This window comes from Streptomyces sp. NPDC001914 (assembly GCF_042891215.1).
Lineage (GTDB): Bacteria > Actinomycetota > Actinomycetes > Streptomycetales > Streptomycetaceae > Streptomyces.
This window is the reverse complement of sequence record NZ_JBIASW010000003.1, coordinates 209,126-229,902: the sequence shown is the minus strand read 5'-3', so window position 1 is coordinate 229,902 and position 20,777 is coordinate 209,126. Positions and strand designations below refer to the sequence as shown.

General features: G+C 71.7%; 16 protein-coding genes. 12 read left to right on the top strand and 4 right to left on the bottom strand.

The genetic code is table 11. The features are described from left to right. The first annotated feature begins 89 nt into the window (after positions 1-89). The 8 genes from xylB (at position 90) to ACFYYF_RS10260 (ending at position 10,472) form a co-directional block, all read left to right on the top strand. Entirely contained in the window at positions 90-1,535 is a 1,446-nt protein-coding gene (gene xylB, locus ACFYYF_RS10295; protein ID WP_388773421.1) for a xylulokinase, read from the top strand. 169 nt (positions 1,536-1,704) lie between these two features. Continuing rightward, positions 1,705-2,913, top strand: coding sequence for an ROK family protein (locus ACFYYF_RS10290; RefSeq protein ID WP_388773419.1), 1,209 nt, complete (start codon positions 1,705-1,707; stop codon positions 2,911-2,913). Between the two features lie 278 nt (positions 2,914-3,191). Then, positions 3,192-4,676 carry an APC family permease gene (locus ACFYYF_RS10285; protein ID WP_388773417.1) on the top strand — a complete coding sequence of 495 codons (1,485 nt, stop codon included), beginning with the start codon at positions 3,192-3,194 and terminating at the stop codon, positions 4,674-4,676. Further along, a complete protein-coding gene (locus ACFYYF_RS10280) occupies positions 4,673-5,686 on the top strand; it encodes an acetamidase/formamidase family protein (protein ID WP_388773414.1) in 1,014 nt (337 codons plus the stop codon). Before ACFYYF_RS10285 ends, ACFYYF_RS10280 begins: the two co-directional genes overlap by 4 nt. A gap of 124 nt (positions 5,687-5,810) precedes the next feature. Further along, entirely contained in the window at positions 5,811-6,413 is a 603-nt protein-coding gene (locus ACFYYF_RS10275; RefSeq protein WP_388773411.1) for an N-acetylmuramoyl-L-alanine amidase, read from the top strand. Positions 6,414-6,522: 109 nt separating this feature from the next. Continuing rightward, positions 6,523-7,860 carry a GAF domain-containing protein gene (locus tag ACFYYF_RS10270; protein ID WP_388773408.1) on the top strand — a complete coding sequence of 446 codons (1,338 nt, stop codon included), beginning with the start codon at positions 6,523-6,525 and terminating at the stop codon, positions 7,858-7,860. Between the two features lie 102 nt (positions 7,861-7,962). Continuing rightward, on the top strand, positions 7,963-9,486 hold the full coding sequence (locus tag ACFYYF_RS10265) for an aldehyde dehydrogenase family protein (protein WP_365487420.1): 1,524 nt from the start codon (positions 7,963-7,965) through the stop codon (positions 9,484-9,486). Between the two features lie 803 nt (positions 9,487-10,289). After that, the gene (locus ACFYYF_RS10260) at positions 10,290-10,472 is read left to right on the top strand and encodes a DUF1214 domain-containing protein (protein ID WP_388773404.1); all 183 of its coding nucleotides are present in this window, start codon (positions 10,290-10,292) and stop codon (positions 10,470-10,472) included. 125 nt (positions 10,473-10,597) lie between these two features. Here ACFYYF_RS10260 and ACFYYF_RS10255 read toward each other — a convergent pair whose 3' ends face one another. The 3 genes from ACFYYF_RS10255 to ACFYYF_RS10245 form a co-directional block, all read right to left on the bottom strand. After that, entirely contained in the window at positions 10,598-12,124 is a 1,527-nt protein-coding gene (locus tag ACFYYF_RS10255; protein WP_388773401.1) for a long-chain fatty acid--CoA ligase, read from the bottom strand. 149 nt (positions 12,125-12,273) lie between these two features. Continuing rightward, positions 12,274-13,995 carry an aldehyde dehydrogenase family protein gene (locus ACFYYF_RS10250; RefSeq protein WP_388773398.1) on the bottom strand — a complete coding sequence of 574 codons (1,722 nt, stop codon included), beginning with the start codon at positions 13,993-13,995 and terminating at the stop codon, positions 12,274-12,276. A gap of 86 nt (positions 13,996-14,081) precedes the next feature. After that, positions 14,082-15,116 carry a phosphotransferase enzyme family protein gene (locus ACFYYF_RS10245; protein WP_388773395.1) on the bottom strand — a complete coding sequence of 345 codons (1,035 nt, stop codon included), beginning with the start codon at positions 15,114-15,116 and terminating at the stop codon, positions 14,082-14,084. Positions 15,117-15,212: 96 nt separating this feature from the next. On the opposite strand from ACFYYF_RS10245, the gene ACFYYF_RS10240 reads away from it, so the two are divergent. The 3 genes from ACFYYF_RS10240 (at position 15,213) to ACFYYF_RS10230 (ending at position 18,362) form a co-directional block, all read left to right on the top strand. Then, complete coding sequence (locus ACFYYF_RS10240) at positions 15,213-15,899, top strand: TetR/AcrR family transcriptional regulator (protein WP_388773392.1); 687 nt, start codon at positions 15,213-15,215, stop codon at positions 15,897-15,899. A 104-nt stretch (positions 15,900-16,003) separates the two neighbouring features. After that, positions 16,004-17,383 carry an aminotransferase class III-fold pyridoxal phosphate-dependent enzyme gene (locus tag ACFYYF_RS10235; RefSeq protein WP_388773389.1) on the top strand — a complete coding sequence of 460 codons (1,380 nt, stop codon included), beginning with the start codon at positions 16,004-16,006 and terminating at the stop codon, positions 17,381-17,383. A gap of 10 nt (positions 17,384-17,393) precedes the next feature. After that, a complete protein-coding gene (locus ACFYYF_RS10230; protein ID WP_388773386.1) occupies positions 17,394-18,362 on the top strand; it encodes a LysR family transcriptional regulator in 969 nt (322 codons plus the stop codon). A gap of 89 nt (positions 18,363-18,451) precedes the next feature. Here ACFYYF_RS10230 and solA read toward each other — a convergent pair whose 3' ends face one another. Further along, positions 18,452-19,579 (bottom strand): N-methyl-L-tryptophan oxidase, encoded by a 1,128-nt coding sequence (solA, locus tag ACFYYF_RS10225; RefSeq protein WP_388773385.1) that lies wholly within the window; start codon positions 19,577-19,579, stop codon positions 18,452-18,454. Between the two features lie 252 nt (positions 19,580-19,831). Between solA and ACFYYF_RS10220 the strand changes: the two genes are divergently transcribed. Continuing rightward, the gene (locus ACFYYF_RS10220) at positions 19,832-20,758 is read left to right on the top strand and encodes a DUF6206 family protein (protein WP_388773383.1); all 927 of its coding nucleotides are present in this window, start codon (positions 19,832-19,834) and stop codon (positions 20,756-20,758) included. The last annotated feature ends 19 nt before the right edge of the window (positions 20,759-20,777 follow it).

Below are 20,777 nucleotides of genomic sequence, written 5' to 3'. Positions count from 1 at the left end.
CGGGCCGTGGCGGTCCGGACACGCCTGTGACCTGCATGAATGCTGTGACCAGCACAGATCCCGCGGAGCCGCGGAAGAGGGAGAGTCCGATGTCAGCAGCCGAGGGTCCGCTCGTCATCGGGGTGGACTCGTCCACCCAGTCGACGAAGGCACTGGTCGTCGACGCGTCGACCGGACAGGTGGTGGCGAGCGGCCAGGCGCCGCACACCGTCTCCACCGGGGAGGGCCGCGAGAGCGACCCCCGTCAGTGGTGGGACGCGCTCTGCGAAGCGCTGCGCCAGTGCGGTGACGCCGCGCATGAGGCCGCCGCGGTGTCGATCGGCGGGCAGCAGCACGGGCTCGTGACGCTCGACGCCCACGGCGAGCCCGTACGGCCCGCGCTGCTGTGGAACGACGTGCGCTCGGCGCCGCAGGCGCGTCGGCTGGTCGAGGAGCTCGGCGGCCCGAAGGCCTGGGCGGAACGGACCGGCAGCGTGCCGGCCGCGTCCTTCACGGCCACCAAGTGGGCCTGGCTGGCCGAGCACGAGCCCGAGGCCGTCCGGGCCACGGCGGCGGTCCGGCTGCCCCACGACTACCTCACCGAACGGCTCACCGGGCTGGGCACCACCGACCGCGGAGACGCGTCGGGCACCGGGTGGTGGGCTTCCGGGAGCGAGGCGTACGACGAGGAGGTGCTCGCGCACATCGGGCTCGACCCGGCCCTGCTCCCCCGCGTCGCCCGGCCGGGCGAAGTGGCCGGGACCGTGCACGCCAGGGGTGAGCTGCCCTTCTCCCGGGGCACGCTGGTCGCGGCCGGAACCGGTGACAACGCGGCGGCCGCGCTCGGCCTCGGGCTGCGCCCCGGCACCCCGGTCGTCAGCCTCGGCACCTCGGGCACCGTGTATGCCGTCTCCACACACCGCCCGGCCGACCCGACCGGCACGGTGGCGGGATTCGCCGACGCGCGCGGTGACTGGCTCCCGCTGGCGTGCACGCTGAACTGCACGCTGGCCGTCGACCGGTTCGCCGCGCTGCTCGGGCTCGACCGCGAGGCCGTCGAACCCGGCTCCTCGGTGACGTTCCTCCCGTATCTGGACGGCGAGCGCACACCGAACCTGCCGCACGCCTCGGGGCTGCTGCACGGGCTCAGGCATGACACGACGGGCGGGCAGCTGCTCCAGGCCGCCTACGACGGCGCCGTGCACTCCCTGCTGGGCGCCCTCGACCTCGTGCTCGACGCGGACGCCGACCGTTCGACGCCGTTGCTCCTGATCGGCGGCGGGGCGCGGGGCAAGGCCTGGCAGCAGACCGTACGACGGCTCTCGGGCCGGCCCGTGCAGGTACCCGAGGCCAGGGAACTGGTCGCGCTCGGTGCCGCCGCTCAGGCGGCCGGCCTGCTGACGGGCGAGGACCCGGCGGCGGTGGCCCGGCGCTGGGACACCGCCCGCGGGCCGGTGTTCGAGGCCGTGGAACGGGACGAGGAGACGCTCGCGCGGATCACCGGGGTACTCTCCGACGCGGCCCCACTGCTCGAACGGGAGCCGAACAGGAACTGACCAGGACCAGGCGTGCCGTCCCGGCGTGACCGGCTCTCACGTGTGCGTCCCCTCGCGCGTGAGCCGCACCGGCCGGGGCCGTCCGGTGGCCCGCCCGAAGCGGGACCGCCGGGTGGGGACCCGCACCGAGACAGGCCGACGGGACGGCCGGACGAGGACTGACGGAAGCATGACCGCACCGCTGCACGAGGCCCATCCGACCGGTCCCGGCCGGCGACTGCCCGACACCCAGCAGGGCATGCGCCGCCGCAACCTCGCCCGGGTCATGCACACCGTCGGCGACGAGGGCCCGTTGTCGCGCGCCGCCGTCGCCTCCCACATCGGTCTGACCCGGGCGGCCGTGTCCACGCTGGTGGACGAGCTGATCCGCACGGGGCTGCTCGAAGAACTGGGACCCGAGCGGCCCGGAAGGGTGGGACGTCCGGGCTCGGCGCTCGCGGTCAGCGGGCACGGCCCCGCCGGGATCGGCGCGGAGGTGGGCGTCGACCATCTCGCGGTGTGCGCGGTCGATCTCCGTGGCGCCGTGCGGGCCCGTGCCGTGCGGCACGGCACCAACCGCGGCCGGGCCGCCGGACCCGTGATCCAGGAACTGACGGCACTGATACGCAGGGTCGTCGCCGAAGCCGACCAGGAAGGGCTGTGGCCCGCCGGCCTGGCCGTCGCCGTGCCCGGACTCGTGGCCCGTGACGCCCGGACCGTGGTCCGGGCGCCGAACCTCGACTGGCACGACACGGACCTCGGTGAACTCCTGCCCGACGAGTGGCCCTTGACCGTGGGCAACGAAGCGAACTTCGGCGCGCTCGCCGAACTCTGGCTCGGCGACGCGACCCCTCGGGACTTCCTGCACGTGTCCGCCGAGATCGGCATCGGTGCCGCGGTGCTCGTGGACGGGCAGCTCCTGCGCGGGACCCGCGGGTTCGCGGGCGAGCTGGGGCACGTTCCGGTGCGTCCGGAGGGTCCGGAGTGCCCGTGCGGCGGACGCGGGTGCCTCGAACAGTACGCGGGCGAGGAGGCCGTGCTGCGTGCCGCAGGTCTCGAACCGGGCGAGGACCGGGTCGGGCTGCTGTCCCGGCGGGCGGCGGACGGCGATCCGGACGTACGCCGTGCTCTGCGCGACGCCGGCACCGCGCTCGGCATCGCCCTGACCGGGGCGGTCAACCTGCTGGACCCGGAGACCGTCGTGCTGGGCGGTGCGCTCGCCGGGCTGGCGCCCTGGCTGCTCCCCTCGCTGGAGGACGAGTTGGCTCGGCGCACGGCGGGTCCCGCCTGCCCCGTGTCCGTTTCCCGTCTCGGATCCGAGGGGCCGCTGCTCGGCGCGGCGCATTCGGTGGTGCGCGCGGTGCTGGACGACCCGGCGGTGGTGGCGGGCCGCTCGTAGGCGATACGTCGGCGTGTTGGTCGTAGGCGGTACATCGGCGTGCTGGTCGTAGGCGGTACGCCGGCGGACCGCCAGGCGGACGCCGCCGAGGCGCCGGGCGAACCCCGGTCGAGGGACCGGCTTCCCCCGTGCGGGTGATCGCGTTGTCCACAATCCACCGGCCGTCCACGGACTCGCGTCTGCCCCTTCCTGCCCAACCGGCAAGCGCCGTACCGTAATTCACGCGAGGCGCAGCCGTCATGGCGGGGGCTGGGTTCCGGTCGGATCGGGGGATTCTGATGTCGGAGGAGGCAGTTCCGGGTCTGCGGCGCGAGGCGATCGGCCTGCGCGAGGTCCTGTTCCAGAGCATCACCGCGATGGCGCCGGCGGCTGCCGTCGCCGCGTCCATCCCGTCGGGAGCGGCGTTCGCGGGCGGCAGTCTGCCGCTCTCCGTGCTGATCGCACTGGTGGCCTGTCTGTTCACCGCGTCGTGCGTGGCAGAGCTGGCGCGCGAGATGCCCGCCGCGGGATCGGTGGCCACCTACACCGCGCAAGGGCTGCATCCGTCCGTCGGGTTCCTCGTGGGCTGGGGCTATGTGTTCGTCGAAGCGTTGGTGCCGCCCCTGCTCCTTCTCCAGCTCGGGTTCACCACGGCCGGCACACTGCACCAGGAGTGGTCCTCGTACCCTGACGACCTCTGGTGGCCCTGGTCGCTCGCGGGCGCTGTGGTCATCGGCCTGGCGGGCTACCTGGGAGTGCGCGCCTCGGCCCGCTTCGGAACCGTCCTCGGCGTGTTCGAGGTGCTGGTCTTCCTCGTGTTCGCAGTCTGGCTGATCGCCAAGGCCGGCGGCGACAACACGCTGTCGGTGTTCGGGACGTCCCACACCGCCCAGGGCTACGACGGGATCAGCGGCGTGTTCGCCGGATCGGTGTACACGGTGCTCGCCTTCGCCGGGTTCGAGGCGGCGGCGCCGCTGGCCGAGGAGACCAAGGACCCGCGCCGCACGATGCACCGGGCCGTCCTCGGCGCGGCACTCGCCATCGGCCTCGTCTACGTCCTGACGACGTACGCCATGTCGGTGTACTTCGGCCCCGACAAGTTCGCCGGGTTCGGGGCCTCCGGCACCGCATCGTGGGAAGGCGTGGCTCGCGCCTCGTTCGGCCTGTTCTGGGTGCTCGTCTTCCTCGCGGTGGTCAACTCGACGATCGCCAACGCCAACGCGTGTGCCACCGTCTCCACCCGGACGGCGTTCGCCCTGGCGCGGATCCGTGTCTTTCCCGCGCTCTTCGCGCGTGTGCACCCCAGACACCGCTCGCCCGTGGCCGGGGTGGCCGTGCAGTGCGCCGTGAGCGTGGCGGTGATGCTGGGGCTCGGATTCGCGTACGACCCGGTGACCGCGTTCCTGCTGCTCGCGACCGTGATCGTCACCGTGGTGATCGGCGTGTACATCGTGGTCGACCTCGCCTGCGCGGGCTACTTCCTGCGCCGCAGACGCGAGTTGCTCAAGCCGGTGCGCCATCTGGTGTTCCCGCTGCTGGGCATCGTCGCCTTCGTTCCCGCCCTGCTGACGGCCGCGGGTCTGCCGGTCTTCGACTTCGTGACCGAGCTGACCCCGCCCGTGTCGTACGCCGGACCGGTCGTGGGTGTCTGGATGTCGGCCGGTGTCGTGATATTGATCTTCCTGCTGCGCCGCCACCCCGGGCGCATAGCCGAGACCGCCCGTGTCCACCTCGACGAGACCTCGACCACCGCCCCTTCGCAGAGCGGAGTTGTGCAGTCATGAGCGACCCCCGGATCCTGACCGTGCGCCCCACGCCGGACGAGTTCGCCTGGACGTTCGGCGGGGCGCCGCCCGTGGCACGCATCGCACCGGGCACGGTGCTCGATCTCTACACCGAGGACTGCTTCGCCGGGCGGGTGCGCTCCGAGAAGGACCTGGTCTCCGAGGTCTGCGAGTTCCCCTTCCTCAATCCGCAGACCGGTCCCTTCCATGTCGAGGGGGCGGAGCCGGGTGACACGGTCGCGGTCCACTTCGTGTCGATCGAGCCGGCCCGCGATTGGGCGGCATCGACGACGGTCCCCCTCTTCGGCGCCCTGACCTCCACCCACACCACCGCGTCGCTTCAGCCACCGCTGCCCGAGACCGTCTGGATCTGGCAGCTCGACCGGGAACGGCGGACCGCGCTGTTCAGCGCGCGCGACAGCGACATCCAGGTCGAACTGCCGATGGACCCGATGCACGGCACCGTGGGCGTGGCGCCGGCGAACCTGGAGGTCCGCTCCGCCCTGGTGCCCGACGCGCACGGCGGGAACATGGACACACCGGAGATGCGCGCGGGGGTCACCTGCTACCTCGGGGTGAACGTCGAAGGCGCCCTCCTCAGCCTCGGCGACGGGCACGCGCGGCAGGGTGAGGGCGAGACCTGCGGAGTCGCCGTGGAGTGCGCGATGAACACGGTGGTGATCGTCGAACTCCTCAAGGGAGTCGCCACACCTTGGCCGCGCATCGAGTCCGACACCCACATCATCTCGACGGGCTCGGCACGCCCGCTGGAGGACGCCTTCCGGATATCCCAGCTCGACCTGGTGCAGTGGCTGGTGCGCGACTACGGGTTCAGCGAACTGGACGCGTACCAGTTCGCGACGCAGACGGTCGAGTCTCCCGTCGCGAACGTCTGCGACACCAACTACACGTGCGTCGCCAAGCTGCGCAAGGAATGGCTGCCCGCGCGGGAGACGCATCGCGGACTTCATGCCCGACTGCGGGAGACGGCCGCGGCACTCCGGCACTGATGGCGCGTTTCACGCGCGCCAGAGCCTGAGCCGGTACTCCGCCGCTCCGCAACCCGCGTCGACCGGTCGGCTCCGGGCTGCGGAGTCACGGCCCCACCCCCCACCGACGAAAGGCCAACCCTCCATGGAACGAGCACGGTCGTTCCCCACCCGACGGCGGCTGCTCAAGGGCGCGGCCCTCGCGGCCCTCCCCTACGCACTGCTCCCCGACGTCAAGGCGACGGCGCAGCCGGCGATGGCCGTCGACTATCCGGACGCCGAGTGGAACCCGGCCACCAGCTCCAACTACACGGCCTCCGACCGCCCCTACAGCTACGACCTCGACTACGTGATCATCCACATCACCCAGGCCACGTATGCCACGACCCTGTCCATCTTCCAGAATCCGCGGAAGAAGGTGTCCGCGCACTACCTCGTGCGCTCGGCCGACGGCCATGTCGCGCAGTGCGTGAGAGAGCGCGACGTCGCCTGGCACGCGGGCAACTGGGACTACAACACCCGAAGCATCGGCATCGAGCACGAGGGCTGGGTGGACCGGCCCGCCTACTTCACCGACGCGCTCTACGAGGAGTCGGCCAAGCTAACCGCCACGATCTGCGACCAGTACGGGATCCCCAAGGACCGCGCCCACATCCTCGGTCACTACGAGGTGCCGGGCACCGATCACACCGATCCCGGACCGAACTGGGACTGGACGCGCTACATCCGGCTCGTCAACTTCGCCTGACCAGGGGCGGCCTCGCGGCGGACCGGGCGGGACCGGACCGGCACGCCGCGAGGCAGCGAGCGGAAGGGGAGCGTCACACGGGTTGTCCAAGCCCGCACCGGGAGTGACGATGGGACCCAGTCGCATCGCCTTCCTGGAGGCAGAGTTGACCGATCCTTGGGTGGCCCTGGAACCGGGCGCCGATCCCGCCGAGCGGGTTCGGCTGATGCGCCGCGCGTACGAGGCGTTCACCGAGGCGGGCACGGTGCCTCGGCCGGTGCGTGGCGTGGTGGCCGAGTCGTGGCGGCGTTCGGCGCGGGCGGGCGTCGTCCCGGACGGCACCGCGAGGGTGGAACTCACGGACGGGGAGCTCGGTTCCTACCGGGCGGAGCATCCGCTGGCGCGGGTGATGCCGCTGTTCCGGGAGCTCATGGGGACGTTCGCCGCGGACGGGGAACACCTGCTGGCAGTGTGCGACGCGCAGGGCCGGCTTCTGTGGGTCGAGGGTCATCCGGGGACGCGGCGGCAGGCCGGGCGGATGAACTTCGTGCCGGGTGCGCGGTGGTCGGAGGCCGCGGTCGGGACGAACGCGCCGGGTACGGCGGTCGCCGTCGACCGTCCGGTGCAGGTGTTCGCGGCCGAGCACTTCATCCGGCGGGTGCAGCCATGGACCTGCGCGGCGGCACCCGTGCACGATCCGCGCACCGGGCGGGTGCTCGGCGCGGTGGACATCACCGGCGGGGACGGGCTCGCGCATCCGCACAGCCTCGCCTTCGTACAGGCGGTGGCGCGGGCCGCCGAGGCCCATCTGGCGCTGCTCGCACCGCCGCAGGCACTGGCCGACTCCCTCGAACTGACCGCGCTGGGGCGAGACGAGGCCCAACTGGTCGCGGACGGAAGGAAGATCAGGCTCAGCCGCAGACACAGTGAGATCCTCGTGCTGCTGGCCCGGCATCCGGAGGGGCTGACGGGCGACGAGCTGCAGTGCGCGCTGTACGAGGACGAGTCGGTGACGCCGGTGACCCTGCGGGCGGAGCTGGCCCGGCTGCGCAGGACCCTCGGCGCCGGGTTGCTCGACTCACGCCCCTATCGGCTCACCCGGCCCGTCGAGTCCGATGTGGCGGTGCTGGAGCGGCGGCTCGGCAGCGGCGCGGTGACGGCGGCCGCGGCGGTGTACGCCGGGCCGCTGCTGCCGGGTTCGACGGCACCGGCGGTGACGCGGTTGCGGCGACGGCTGGCCGACGGGCTGCGCACGGCGATCATCGCCCGGCGGGACCCCGACCTGCTGGCCGACTGGGCCCGTGCGCCCTGGGGCGAGGACGATCTCGACGTCTGGCGGGCCCTGTCGGCGCTGCGTCCGGCTGCGGCCGTCCACGCGCGCGTGGCGGAGCTGGAGTCCGAACAGGCCGCACCGGCCGGATGGGCACGCTCCCCGCGCGAGGGCCGGATGCGACCGAGGTCGCGCTGAAGGAGCGGCGGCGGCCCGCAACGTCGTTGCAACGTCCGGGTTTCTAGCCTCGCGGCGAGAGCTGCCCAACGGCGGGCAGCGCTTCTCCGGGAGGCAACCAGCATGACCCGTTACGCGGCGCCCGGCACCGAGGGCGCGATCGTCTCCTACCAGGCGCGGTACGACCACTTCATCGGCGGGGAGTACGTGGCGCCGGCTCGCGGGCAGTACTTCGAGAACCCGAGCCCGGTGAACGGGCAGCCGTTCACCGAGGTCGCGCGAGGCACCGCCGAGGACGTGGAACGCGCACTGGACGCGGCCCACGCGGCGGCACCGGCCTGGGGGCGCACCTCCGTGACCGCGCGTTCCGACATCCTGCTCAAGATCGCCGACCGGATGGAGGCGAACCTGGAGAAGCTGGCGATCGCGGAGAGCTGGGAGAACGGCAAGCCGGTCCGCGAGACGCTGGCGGCCGACATCCCGCTCGCCGTCGACCACTTCCGCTACTTCGCGGGGGCGATCCGCGCTCAGGAGGGTTCGCTCGGCGAGGTCGACGACGACACCGTCGCGTACCACTTCCACGAGCCGCTGGGCGTGGTCGCGCAGATCATCCCGTGGAACTTCCCCATTCTGATGGCGGTGTGGAAGCTCGCGCCGGCCCTGGCGGCGGGCAACGCGGTCGTCATCAAGCCGGCCGAGCAGACTCCGGCGTCCATCCACTACTGGATGAGCCTCATCGCGGACCTGATCCCGCCGGGTGTGGTGAACATCGTCAACGGCTTCGGTGTGGAGGCGGGCAAGCCCCTGGCGTCCAGCCCGCGGGTCGCGAAGGTCGCGTTCACGGGGGAGACCACCACGGGGCGGCTGATCATGCAGTACGCCTCGGAGAACATCAAGCCGGTGACGCTGGAGCTGGGCGGCAAGTCGCCGAACATCTTCTTCGACGACGTGTGGGCGCAGAACGACGACTTCCGCGACAAGGCGCTCGAAGGCTTCACGATGTTCGCGCTCAACCAGGGCGAGGTGTGCACGTGCCCCTCGCGCGCGCTCGTCCAGCGAGGCCACTACCGCGAGTTCATGGAGGCGGCGGTCGCCCGCACCGAACTCATCAAGCCCGGCAACCCGCTCGACACGGACACGATGATCGGCGCGCAGGCGTCCAACGACCAGTTGGAGAAGATCCTCTCCTACCTGGACATCGGCCGGCAGGAGGGCGCGAAGGTACTCACCGGCGGTGAACGCATCGAGCACGACGGCGAGTTGAAGGGCGGCTACTACGTCCAGCCGACGATCTTCGAGGGCGACAACCGGATGCGGATCTTCCAGGAGGAGATCTTCGGCCCGGTCGTCTCGGTGACCTCGTTCGACGACTTCGACGACGCCATCAAGATCGCGAACGACACGCTGTACGGGCTCGGCGCAGGCGTGTGGACGCGGGACATCAACACCGCCTACCGGGCGGGCCGTTCCATCCAGGCCGGCCGCGTCTGGACGAACTGCTACCACGCATATCCGGCGCACGCCGCGTTCGGTGGCTACAAGCAGTCGGGCATCGGCCGCGAGACCCACAAGATGATGCTGGAGCACTACCAGCAGACGAAGAACCTGCTCGTCTCGTACTCGCCGAAGAAGCTGGGCTTCTTCTAGGACCGGGAAAGGGCGCCTGATCAGGCGAGATGCTGATCAGGCGCCCTCGCGCCATCGACTTCGCCTCCATCTCCGGAGGCGCCCTGAGTCCCTCCGGCGGCGGCCGCAGTGGCCCAACTCCGCTCGCCGGTACAGGCCGCATTCGCCAGCGTGCACGGGGTCGGATTCCGCGTAGCGCGAGGGCCGTGGCCATGGTGTTCGAGACTCGTGGGCCCGTGCCGGAGACTCGCATGCCGCGGGGTGTCGTGGAGACAGTGGGCCGGTTCGCGTACCTGTGGGGCTGGCCGATGGTGTCGATGATCAACCGCAGGACCGCGCTGACGTCGGTGCCGGAGCCCGGCCTGCGGGGCGGAGTGCTGCCCAACGCACCGGTGAACCGGGTGTGCATGCTGACCGACTACATCCCCGCTGGACCAGTTCGACGGCACGCTGAAGCGGGACGACTGGGCCAACGTCCCGGCCTTCCCCGTCCCCGAAGGTCCGGCGGGCGACGGCGAGGTCCACTGGGTCGACCCGGCCACGTTCTTCGATCAGCTCCCGCAGGTCCTGGACGCCGTTCCCCCGCTGCCCGGCGAAGAAGCCATGTACGAACAGTTCCGCGCTCTCATGATCGCCGCCGAAGGCTCGCCCGATGTCAGGCAGGCCCTCCTGGATGTCGCCCGCCGGACCGAGACCGAGGTCATCGCTCCACTGCTGCGCTGGGAGTTCAACGGCCCTCCGGCCGGGAACAACTGGTTCTCACCGAAGAACAACTCCGCCTTCGGCACCGATTACCAGACCGCACCGCGCCGGCCCGCTCCAAGATGTTCGAGAACGCACCGCAGGAGACGACATACCTCTTCACCGACACCGACACCGACATCGTCCGCGGCGACGACGGGGCGCTGACCTTCCATGTCAGCCATGCCCAGCCCGAGGGCACTCCCCTGAGCAACTGGCTCCCGGCCCCTGGCGACGACTTCTCCCCCTACATTCGCGCCTACTGACCCCAGCAGGCCATCCTCGACGGCACCTGGAACCCGCCCCGCGCCGAACGGACCCGCTGACGCATCCGTCAGACCGACGCGACTGGAGGACGTGGGCCACGGCCCCTGCGGTGTTGCCTCAGTGGCTATCGGTCCGACGGGGGCTTGATCTCCCGCTTGAGTATCTTGCCGGTGGGGCCCTTGGGCAGGGCGTCCACCAGCCATATCGTGCGAGGGTACTTGTAGGGCGCGACCCGGGAGCGGACGTGTTCACGCAGTTCGTCCGCGGTGGCCGTGGCGCCCGGCTTCAGCGCCACCGCCGCGGCGACCTCCTCACCGTGCAGGGCGTGCGGCACGCCGACCACGGCGGCCTCGGCGACCGCAGGATGCTCGTACAGCACCTCTTCCACCTCGCGCGGGTAGACGTTGTACCCGCCGCGGATGATCAGGTCCTTGCGCCGGTCCACGATGAAGTAGTAGCCGTCGTCGTCGCGGCGGGCCAGATCGCCGGTGCGGAACCACCCGTCCACGACCGCCTCGGCGGTGGCCTCCGGACGGTGCCAGTAGCCCTTCATGACGTTGTGCCCGCGGACGACGATCTCGCCCACCGTGCCCTCGGTGACGTCGGCCATTGTGTCGTCGACCAACCGCAGTTCCACGCCGTTGATGGGCGTACCCACGGAGCCGGGCTTGCGCGGCCGGTCGGGATGGTTGAACGCGGCGACGGGAGAGGTCTCGGTGAGGCCGTACCCCTCGACCACCACGCAGCCGAAGGCCTGCTCGAAGCCGTGCAGCACCTCGACCGGCAGTGACGCCCCGCCGGAGACGCACATCCGCAACGCGTCCAGGTCCGCGCCGTGGTCCGAATGGTTCAGCAGCGCGGTGTACATGGTGGGTACACCGACCATGTGGGTGACGCGACGCTCGCGCAGCAGGTCCAGTGCCGCGGCCGGGGTGAACCGGGGCAGCAGGGCCAGGGCAGCGCCCGAGGCCAGTGCGCCGTTCATGCTGCAGGTCTGGCCGAAAGTGTGGAACAGCGGCAGACCGCCGAAGACCACGTCACCCGCTCGCAGGCCGAACAGCTCCGCCGACTCCCCGGTGTTGCGGGCCAGGTTGGCGTGCGTCAACTCGGCACCCTTGGGCTGTCCGGTGGTTCCGGAGGTGTACAGGATGACGGCGGTGTCGCCACCCTCACGCGGGACGACCGCAGGCTCCGGCGGGTGCTCAGCCAGCGCGGCGGCGAAGTGGGCGGAGTCGACGATCACCACCGTGCTGCCGGCGGTCGCGGCGGCGGTGCGGGCTTCGGGCGCGGCTGACTCGCAGACGAACGCCACGGCCGCTCCCGAGTCGGACAGATAGTAGGTGATCTCGCGTTCCCGCAGCAGCGGGTTCATCGGCACGACCACCGCGCCGGCCCGCAGGATGCCGTGGTAGAGCACCGGGAATTCAAGGGTGTTGGGCAGCATCAGCGCCACCCGGTCACCTGGCCGCACCCCTAGGTCCCGTAGCCAGGCGGCGGCGCGTGCGGCGGCGGTGTCCAGCTCGGCGTAGCTGAGCACGTCGTCCTCCAGCAGGACCGCCGGGCGATCGTCCCAGGCGCGGGGCCGCTCGGTGAGAATGCGGGCGAGGTTGCCCGAGCGGGAGTCGGTGGAGGCGGGGACGGTGCTGGTCATGGGATGGGGTCTCCTTGTCGTGGCGACCTACGGAGGTGGCGGGTGGGCCGTGCTGGGCGGGAGTTCGGCTCCCGCCCAGCACGGAGTCCCGGGTGCGGCAGGTAGGCGTACCGCTGCTTCGCCGCCCGGAGCGTTGTGGCAGCGGTACGTCAGCCGCGCAGCGCGGAGGCGAAGATGCAGGGCAGGGCGGTGATGCGTGGCCGGGCCTGGAAGGCGGTCAGGCGTCGGCCCGTCGTGGCCGCGGTGCGGTTGGAGACGAACCATGGCGGCTTGGGGGAAAGCGACCATTCCCCGTGGAAGAGCGAGCGCGGCGAGGCCCGGAACGGCCCCCGCACCACGGTGCGCTCCACCTGTGCCAGCAGGAACGCGTTGTGGACCACGCCGCGTCCGCTCTGGATGTCTTCCAGCGGATGGCCGGGGAACGCGCCCCAGGTGGCGTGCGGGGTGAGGTAGCCGACGCCGGTCCAGGCGTTGACGCCGATGGTGCCGTAGCGCAGCTCGGCCAACTGCTCGTCGAAGAACGGGCCGAGGGCCCGCAGGGTGGCGGGGTGGATCACGATGTTCGCGCCGAGAGTGCCGCGCAGTCCGTCGTTCGCGGTCCGGACGGCCTCGGCGAGGAAGTCCGAGCCCTCTCCGGGAAGCTCGGCAACGGTCAGCACCGGGGCGAAGTACTCCGTGCGGAACGCCGGTTCGTCTGCGTCCCCGGCGTCCAGGTCCTGGATGAGCAGCCGTTCCGAGGCGGGGCCGAGGGACGTGGCCCGGTCACCGTGGGTGTCGCGGGCGGCGGCGACCCGGTCCGTTCCGCCCGGATACCAGACCGGGCGTGCGGGGGCCTCGTCCAGGGCGCGGCGCAGCTCGGCCAGGAAGGCGTCCTTCTGCGGCCAGTCCGCGGAGACCAGCACCACCTGGGCGGCGATGCAGTTGGCGCCGGAGTTGTGCAGCCGCTGGGTGGCGACATGCTGGGCCTGGAAGCGCAGGTCGGCGGCGGACCAGCGGCCGGGGACCACGATCACCGGCGCCACGCCGCCGAGCTCCGAACTGATCGGCTTGTCCAGCTTGGGGGTTCCGGCGGCGCGGGCTCGCTCGCCCTCCTCGCCCACGCCCCACACGATGGCGTCGTGGGTGGCCTCGCTGCCGGTCATGTGAACCGAGGTGACGCGCGGGTCGTAGGCGTAGGCGGAGCCCGTACCGGCCCCGCCGGTGACGATCTCCAGCACGCCGAGTTCGGTGTAAGGGGCGAGAACCTTCCGGAACACCTGCAGCAGCGGGTCGGTGACCGGGTTGAGCTTGAGCACGACGACCCGGTTGTCGGCGTGCAGGGCGTAGAGCACGTCCAGTGGCGCGATGGAGAAGATGTTGCCCGCGCCGAGCACCAGAGTGGTGCCGCGGGTGTGGGTGGTGTCGCGGGCGGCGAGCCCGGCCTCGTCGCGGATCTCGGCCGCCGTCACGCCGGGCCGCATCCAGACGTCGGCGCTGAAGCCGCTGAGCAACAACCGGTCGTAGTTGCTCGCGGGCAGCGCGGGCACGGCGATCCGGCCGCCGGGAGCGGGGCGCAGCTCGGCTCCGCCGAGGGGGTCCTCCCCGCGGGCGATGCGGTCGTGGGTGGCGGCGAGGGCACGGGCGGAGCCGACCACGGCCCACGGGCCGCTGATCCACTCCTCGCCGACCAGCGGCGAGCCGGCTTCGAGTCCCTTGATCCGCACGGCGGCCGCGATCCACTCGTCGGCGTGCCGGGCGACCAGGTCGCCGACGCGGTTCAGCAGGTCGCGTCGCTGGGCGGGGCCGGTACGGGCCCACACGGCCTCGGCGGCGGCCAGGCCGGTGAGCACCTCGTCGGCGCTCTTCTCGGAGTCCGCGATGCGGGTGGTCATCGGGCTCCTCCTTTCCAGGTCGAACAGATCGATTGAGGACGGTTCAGCGGGACGGTTCATGGGCGGGCACCGTGGTGGCGGGCGGTTCAGTGGCGGGCGGTCGGCCGGGCCGCCAGATAGGCGGCCGCGAGCGCGTTGACCGCGGGGACGAGCACCGGCGTCATCTGCTGCGCGGTGACGGTCTCCCGGCGGGTGTGCAGCCAGCCGAGGTAGGTGAGGCCTCGCAGCAGGAAGAAGAGCGGCAGCCGCGCGAGGTGCTCCTCGGGCAGGGTGCGCCGGGTGCGGTAGCCGCCGACGAACGCGTCGAGGAGTTGTCCGAAGGCGGGGTCGTCGGCGACCAGGAAGAGCGAGGTGGCGATGTCGAACAGGTGCCAGCCGAAGCCCGCGTCGTCGAAGTCGATGACCTGGACGACTCCCTGGTGCAGCATCAGGTTCTCGGGCAGGAAGTCGGCGTGGATCAGGCCGTAGCGGTCGGGTCCGTCGCCGAAGGCGGCGAGGTCGGCGCGCGCCCGGTCGGCGGCGGCGAGGACCAGGGCACGGTCTTCCCTCGTGAGTGCGTCGAGCTCCCAGAAACGGCCCCAGAGCGGAGCGTCGCCGAGCATTCCGTCGGCGTCCCAGGCCTGCCGGACGAACGTGTCAGGTCGCCGCCAGTGCTGCGCGTGGTCGTGCAGCCGGGCCATCAGGCGACCGGTCTCCGCGTAGGCGGAGACGGCGGCGGAGTCGGCGGTGACTCCCTGCTCGACCGATCCGAGCGGCCCGCCGTCCACCCAGGAGAGCAGGTCGACCAGGCGCGGTTCGGGCACGTCGGCGCTGTGGGCCGTGGTGAACAGGGCGCCGGTGCGGGTGGGCAGGACCTCGGGCGTGGGGACGCCTTCGGCACGCAGCGCGGTCATCCAGCGCAGCTCGGACTCCAGGGCCGCGGGAGTGTGGTAGCCGGCTCGGTGAACGCGCAGGGCGTAGCGCCCACCGTCGGCGTCGACGCGGAAGACCGCGTTCTCGCGGAACTTCAGCAGGGTGATCTCCGGCCGGCCGGCGAACGCCCAGGCGTCGCAGGCGTTCCGGGCGAGGCGGGTGAGCCGGTCGGTCTGTTCCGCCGCGGTCAGATCGTAGAAGTCGGACACAGGAACTCCAGCGCTAAACTCGAATTTTGTCGAGTAAAAGTCATCGACTCCAACCCGTCAAGAGCCTCCGCCCCGCCGATCGACCGAAGATCTAAGGTGAGCGCAGCACGCATCGACCCAAGAGGGGACCCGACCATGGGCGAGACCGCCCCGACGCGGACCGGCAGGTCGCAGGCACGCGGACGGCAGCGGCGGGCCGAACTGCTGACCGCCGCCCGACAGTTGCTGGCCGAGCACGAGATCGACGAGGTCAGCCTGCACGACCTCGCCCGCGCGGCCGGGATCCCGACGGGCTCGGCCTACCACTTCTACGCCAACGCCATGGACGCCTTCGCCGCGCTGGCCGAGCAGATCTCGGCGGAACTGGAGCAGGTTCTCGCCGCTCCACTGCCGCCGGGTTCCGCCGCCGACTGGGAAGACGTGCTGGCAGAGCTGGCCGGGCGCGCGGTGGCCTTCTACCGAGAGCGTCCGGACGCCCAGCAGTTGCTGCTCGGCGTCAAGACGCCGCCCGAGTTCAAACTGCGCGACCGGGAGAACGACCGGCAGCTCGGCCTGCTGGTCCGGGGCCATATCGCCGCAGCCTTCGAACTGCCGGCGCTGCCCCAGGACGAGGAGCTCTACTTCCACGCGGTCGAGATCATCGACCTCTTCTACGTGCTGTCGGTGGTGCGCCACGGCGAGATCACCGATGCCATGGCGGCCGAGGCACTGCGGGCCGCCGTCGCATACCTGCGCACCTACCTGCCTGCGGTGCTCCCGGCGCGCGAGGCCGCCACGGGCTGACCAAGCAGACCCTTGACCGGCGGCGGGGCGCGGCATACCTTGCGGGCTACTCGAATCGAGTCCGGTTTTAGTGAACTGCGTGGCCCGCCCTCAGGAGATCCACCATGCCAACCCCCGCCAACCGTCCGGCACTGCTCGGCGCTGCCCGCCTCGGCCTGGACGAGTTCCAGGGCGAGGTGACCAACCGCGCCCTGATCGAGCGCCGCATGCGGCATGTGGGCAACAGCGTGCTGTTCTACGCAGACCCGCTGCACATCGTCCGCGGCGAGGGCGTCTGGCTCCACGACGCCCAGGGCCGCCGCTACCTCGACTGCTACAACAACGTCGCCTCCGTGGGCCACTGCCGCCCCGAGGTGGTGGACGCGCTCACCGCGCAGGCCCGCCTGCTCAACACCCACACCCGCTACCTGCACGGGACGGTCGTCGACTACGCCGAGAAACTCACCTCCCTGCTCCCGGACGGCCTCGACGTCTGCACCTTCGTCTGCACCGGCACCGAGGCCAACGACCTGGCGCTGCGCATCGCCCGCACCGTCACCGGCCACACCGGCGCGGTCGTCATGGAGAGTGGCTACCACGGCAACAGCACCACGGTGGACGCCCTGTCCACCGTGGTCCACCCCGACCCGGCCGACCGTGCCGACTGGGTGCAGGCGGTCGAACCGCCCAACACCTACCGCGGCCCCTTCCGTGTCACGGACGGGGGGACCGACGAGAGCGACGGTGGCCCCGGCGCCCGCTACGCCCGACTGGTCGCCGAGGGCGTCGACGCGCTGGCGGAGCGTGGCCATGGCACCGCCGCCTTCATGTGCGACACGGTGTTCGACACCCAGGGCAGCCTTCAGGCCCCGGCCGACTACTTCCGCCGTGCTTTCGCCGCGGTGCGCGCGGCCGGCGGCCTGTGCATCGCCGACGAGGTCCAGGCCGGTCTGGCCCGCACCGGACGCTGGTGGGGCTTCGAGCACTACGGCGTCGTTCCGGACATCGTCACCCTGGGCAAGCCGATGGGCGACGGCCACCCCATAGGCGTCGTGGTGACGACCCGGGACATCGCGGAGGAGTTCGCCGCGCGCGCCGTGTACTTCAACACCTTCGGCGGCAATCCGGTCTCCGCCGCCGTGGGCAGCGCGGTGCTGGAGGTCTGCGAGCGCGAGGACCTGCCCCGCCGCTGCCGCGACACCGGGGCGCTGCTGCGCAGCCGGCTGGAGGAGCTGAAGCGGCGCCACCCCGTCATCGGCGACGTGCGCGGTCTCGGCACCTTCCTCGGCGTCGAACTCGTGACGGACAGGGAGACAGCGGCCCCCGCCACCGAGCTCACCCGCCGCGTGCCCGACGCCATGCGCGAACGCGGGGTGCTGATCGGCCTTTCCGGCCGCCACGGCAATGTGGTGAAGGTCCGGCCGCCGCTGGTGTTCGCCCCCGAGCACGTGGACACCCTCGTGGACGCCCTGGACCAGGTCCTCGCGGACCTCACCCGCGCATAGGAGCGCGGGCGTGGACCTGGACACCCGGCTGTTGCGGTCGTTCCTCACCGTGGCCGGGGAGCTGAACTTCTCACGCGCCGCTCAGCGCCTGCACATGAGCCAGCAGGCGTTGAGCGCGCAGATACAGCGGCTGGAACAGACAGTGGGCGTGCAGTTGTTCGCGCGCACCACCCGCTACGTCCGGCTCACCGATGCCGGTCTGGCGCTGGAGCCGTACGCGCAGAGGATGATCGACAGCTCCGAGCAGGTAGCCCGGGCGCTGCGCGCGCTCGCGCCCGACGGCGGCCGGCGGCTGCGGGTCGGCTTCTCCATCGGGGCCGCGCTGCATCTGACCGCGCCGATCCTGGCCGAGTTCGCCGCCCGCTGCCCCGATGTCGCGGTCGAGCTCCACGAGGTGCCGTTGCGGGACCCCTCCGCGGGGCTGCGCGAGCACGAGGTGGATGCCGCTTTCGTACGGCTGCCGCTGGGTGTGGAGGGGCTGGAGGTGCTGGAACTGATGCGGGACCCGCGGGTGCTGGTGGTCGCGGCCGGGCATCCACTGGCCTCGCGCCCCCACGTGCGGTTCGCGGACTTCGCGGACGCGCCGCTGATCGCCTGCCGCACCCAGGACCGGGTGTGGGACGACTTCTGGCTGTGCGCCGACGCGCGCGACGGCGTCCCGGGCGCGATCTCGCACGAGGTGTCCAGCCTGGACGAGGAGATGCTCCTGGTGGCCTCTCAGGGCGCGATGACGGTGAGCGGGGCCACCGCGCAGCGCTGGCCGCACCCGCCGGGTCTGGCGTTCCTGCCGGTCCGTGACCTGGAGCCCTCGGTGATCGCGCTGGCCTGGCACAGGGAGGCCACCCCCGATCCGGCGCTGGCCGGCTTCGCCGCGGCCGCGTTCGAAGTCCGACGGCGCAACGGCGCGTCTGCGTCGGACCCGACGTCCTCGGGTGCCGTGACAGCCGCGCCGTACGCCGCCGGACCGGGTGCGGCGTGAACGGCCCCCTCCCGTCCGCCGCTCGCACGCAGGGAGGACAACGCTCCCCTCGATGGCCTCCCTGCGTGGTCAGTGGTTCCGACGCGAAGTCACTCGCCGGCTCCGACGAAGCGATCAGGGCGGAGGAAGGCCAGGTCCGGCCGGTCCTTTCCCTCGACCAGGTCCGCGAGTCCCTCTCCGATGGCGGGGGCGTAGCGGAAGGAACGGCCGGAGTCCCCCGTGGCGTAGACGACCTGGTCGCCCGCCGGGTGCCGGTCGAACACCCAGCCGTGGTCGGGAGTGTTGGTGTACATGCAGGTCGTGGCGGCGGTCGGGGCGCGGGTGAGCCCGGGCAGCCGGCGGGCCAGTACGTCGGTCATGGCCTTCAGGTCGGCCTCGTGCACCGTCCTGTCCAGGTCGTCCGGATGGCCGACGACGCCCTCGTGGTGCAGCGCGAACTTGTAGTGGCCGCCGGGCTCGGGGCAGCCGTAGGCGCCGGATCTGGGGCCGAACTCGGCGTCGGTCCACAGCAGCATCGGGTAGCCGTCCAACTCGGGACCGGCCTCCCAGGTGACCAGGATCTGCCGCTCCACCTGGAGCGGCACGTCGAGGCCGATCAGGTCGGGGCCGTAGACCCCCGCGGTGATCAGCAGTCGGCCCGCCCGCAGGGTGCGGCGGTCGGTGGTGACGGTGACGCCCTCACCGTCGACCCTCCAGGACAGCGCCCGCTCACCGAGGGCGAAGGTCGCGCCGTGGCGGGCGGCGTCCTTGTGCAGGACCTCGAGGGCCGGGTCGACCAGCAGTACCCGGCCGCCGGGCTCCCAGAGCGCGGTCTCGTCGTCGGCCACCTGCAGGGCGGGGAACCTCGCCATGGCCTGACCGGGCGTCAGCACCTCGTGCTCCCAGCCGCCCAGTACCAGAGACTCCAGGCTGGGGCCGTTCAGCATGCCGTCCGCCTTGTCGACCAGCAGGGCTCCGTCGCGGCGCAGGATCTGCACCCCGTACTCGGCCTCGTACTCGGCCCACACCTCGAAAGCACGAGAGCTGAGCGGGACGTAGCCGGCGCCCTCATGCATGGACTGGCGAGCCAGCCGGGTCCTTCCGCTGTGCGAACCGTTGGCGTGCGGAGGGGTCCAGCGGTCCAGGGCGAGCACGCTGTGGCCGCGGCGGGCGAGCTGCGCGGCGGCGGAGGATCCCCACACGCCGGCGCCGATGATCACAATGTCGAGGTCTTCCATGCGCACATTCTTCGATCGGCGAAGGGAGGTTGGGAAACACCGATCGGGCGTATGACGACAACCGCCCCTTGTGACCGCCCCGCTGACGGAACCCCAGGTCAGAACGGTTCCGTCGGTGACAAGCAGCGCTTGTCGGCTGACCCGGAATCACTGTTTCACCGGTCTTCCCGCGGCGCCCTAGCCTTCCCGGCACGCGCGCTCCGGATGCATCGGATCCGGCCCACGCGCGCACCGCGACAGCAAGGAGCTCGGGTGAACACCGGTCGGACCGTGGATCAGATCGCGCACGTGCACCGGCGGCTGGAGGCCGCGATCGAGGCGGGCCATACGGGCGACCTGCGCGTGGTCGGATTCGGTGAGATCACCCTCGCCGTCTCGTGGCCTCAACAGGAGCCGTCACTCGTCGTCAAGCGACTGCCTCCGTTCCGCGGCCGGTCCGAGTTCGACGCCTACCACGGCCTGCTGACGGACTGGACGGCAGAGATGGAACGCCGCGGCGTCGGCGTGGTCGAGACCGAATTGCACGCGGTCGACCACCCCCGATGGGGTGTCCTGGGCTACCTCGTGCAGCCTCTGCTGCGCGCCGAGGACCTGGCGGTGGAGCGGGTGCGACGCGGTTCCGAGACAGAGTCGCGGGAGGTGCTGGCCCAGGTGGTGGCCGCGATAGCCGCCGCCGTGGACGGCTCGGCCGCCTTGGACGCGCAACTGCCCAACTGGTGCGTGCGGGCCGACGGCAGTCTGGCGATCATGGACGTGTCCACTCCCTTCCTGCGCGACACCGAGGGCCGGGACCGTCTCTCCACCGATCTGTTCGTCCGCGGCTACCCCGCCCTCCTGCGGCCGTTGCTGGCCTCGCGGGTGCTGCCCTCGGTGATCGACGCCTATCACACGCCCCGCACCGCCTTCCGCGACTTCGCGGGCAACCTCATCCGCACCGGTTTCGACCGGCACCTGCCGTTCGCGCTGGAACAGGCGGCCACCGTCCTCGGAGTGGACGACCTCACCGAGGCCGAGGTGCGCGAGTCCTTCGCCCAGGACGCTCGCATGTGGGGCGTCCTCCAAACGCTGCGCCGCAGCGACAGGTGGTGGCAGCGGACGGTGCGCCGCCGTCCCTATCCGGCGCTCCTGCCGCCCAAGTACGACTCCCGCACCGATCACAACAGCGGACTGCGGGACTGACCTCCTGCCCTCCGAGCCG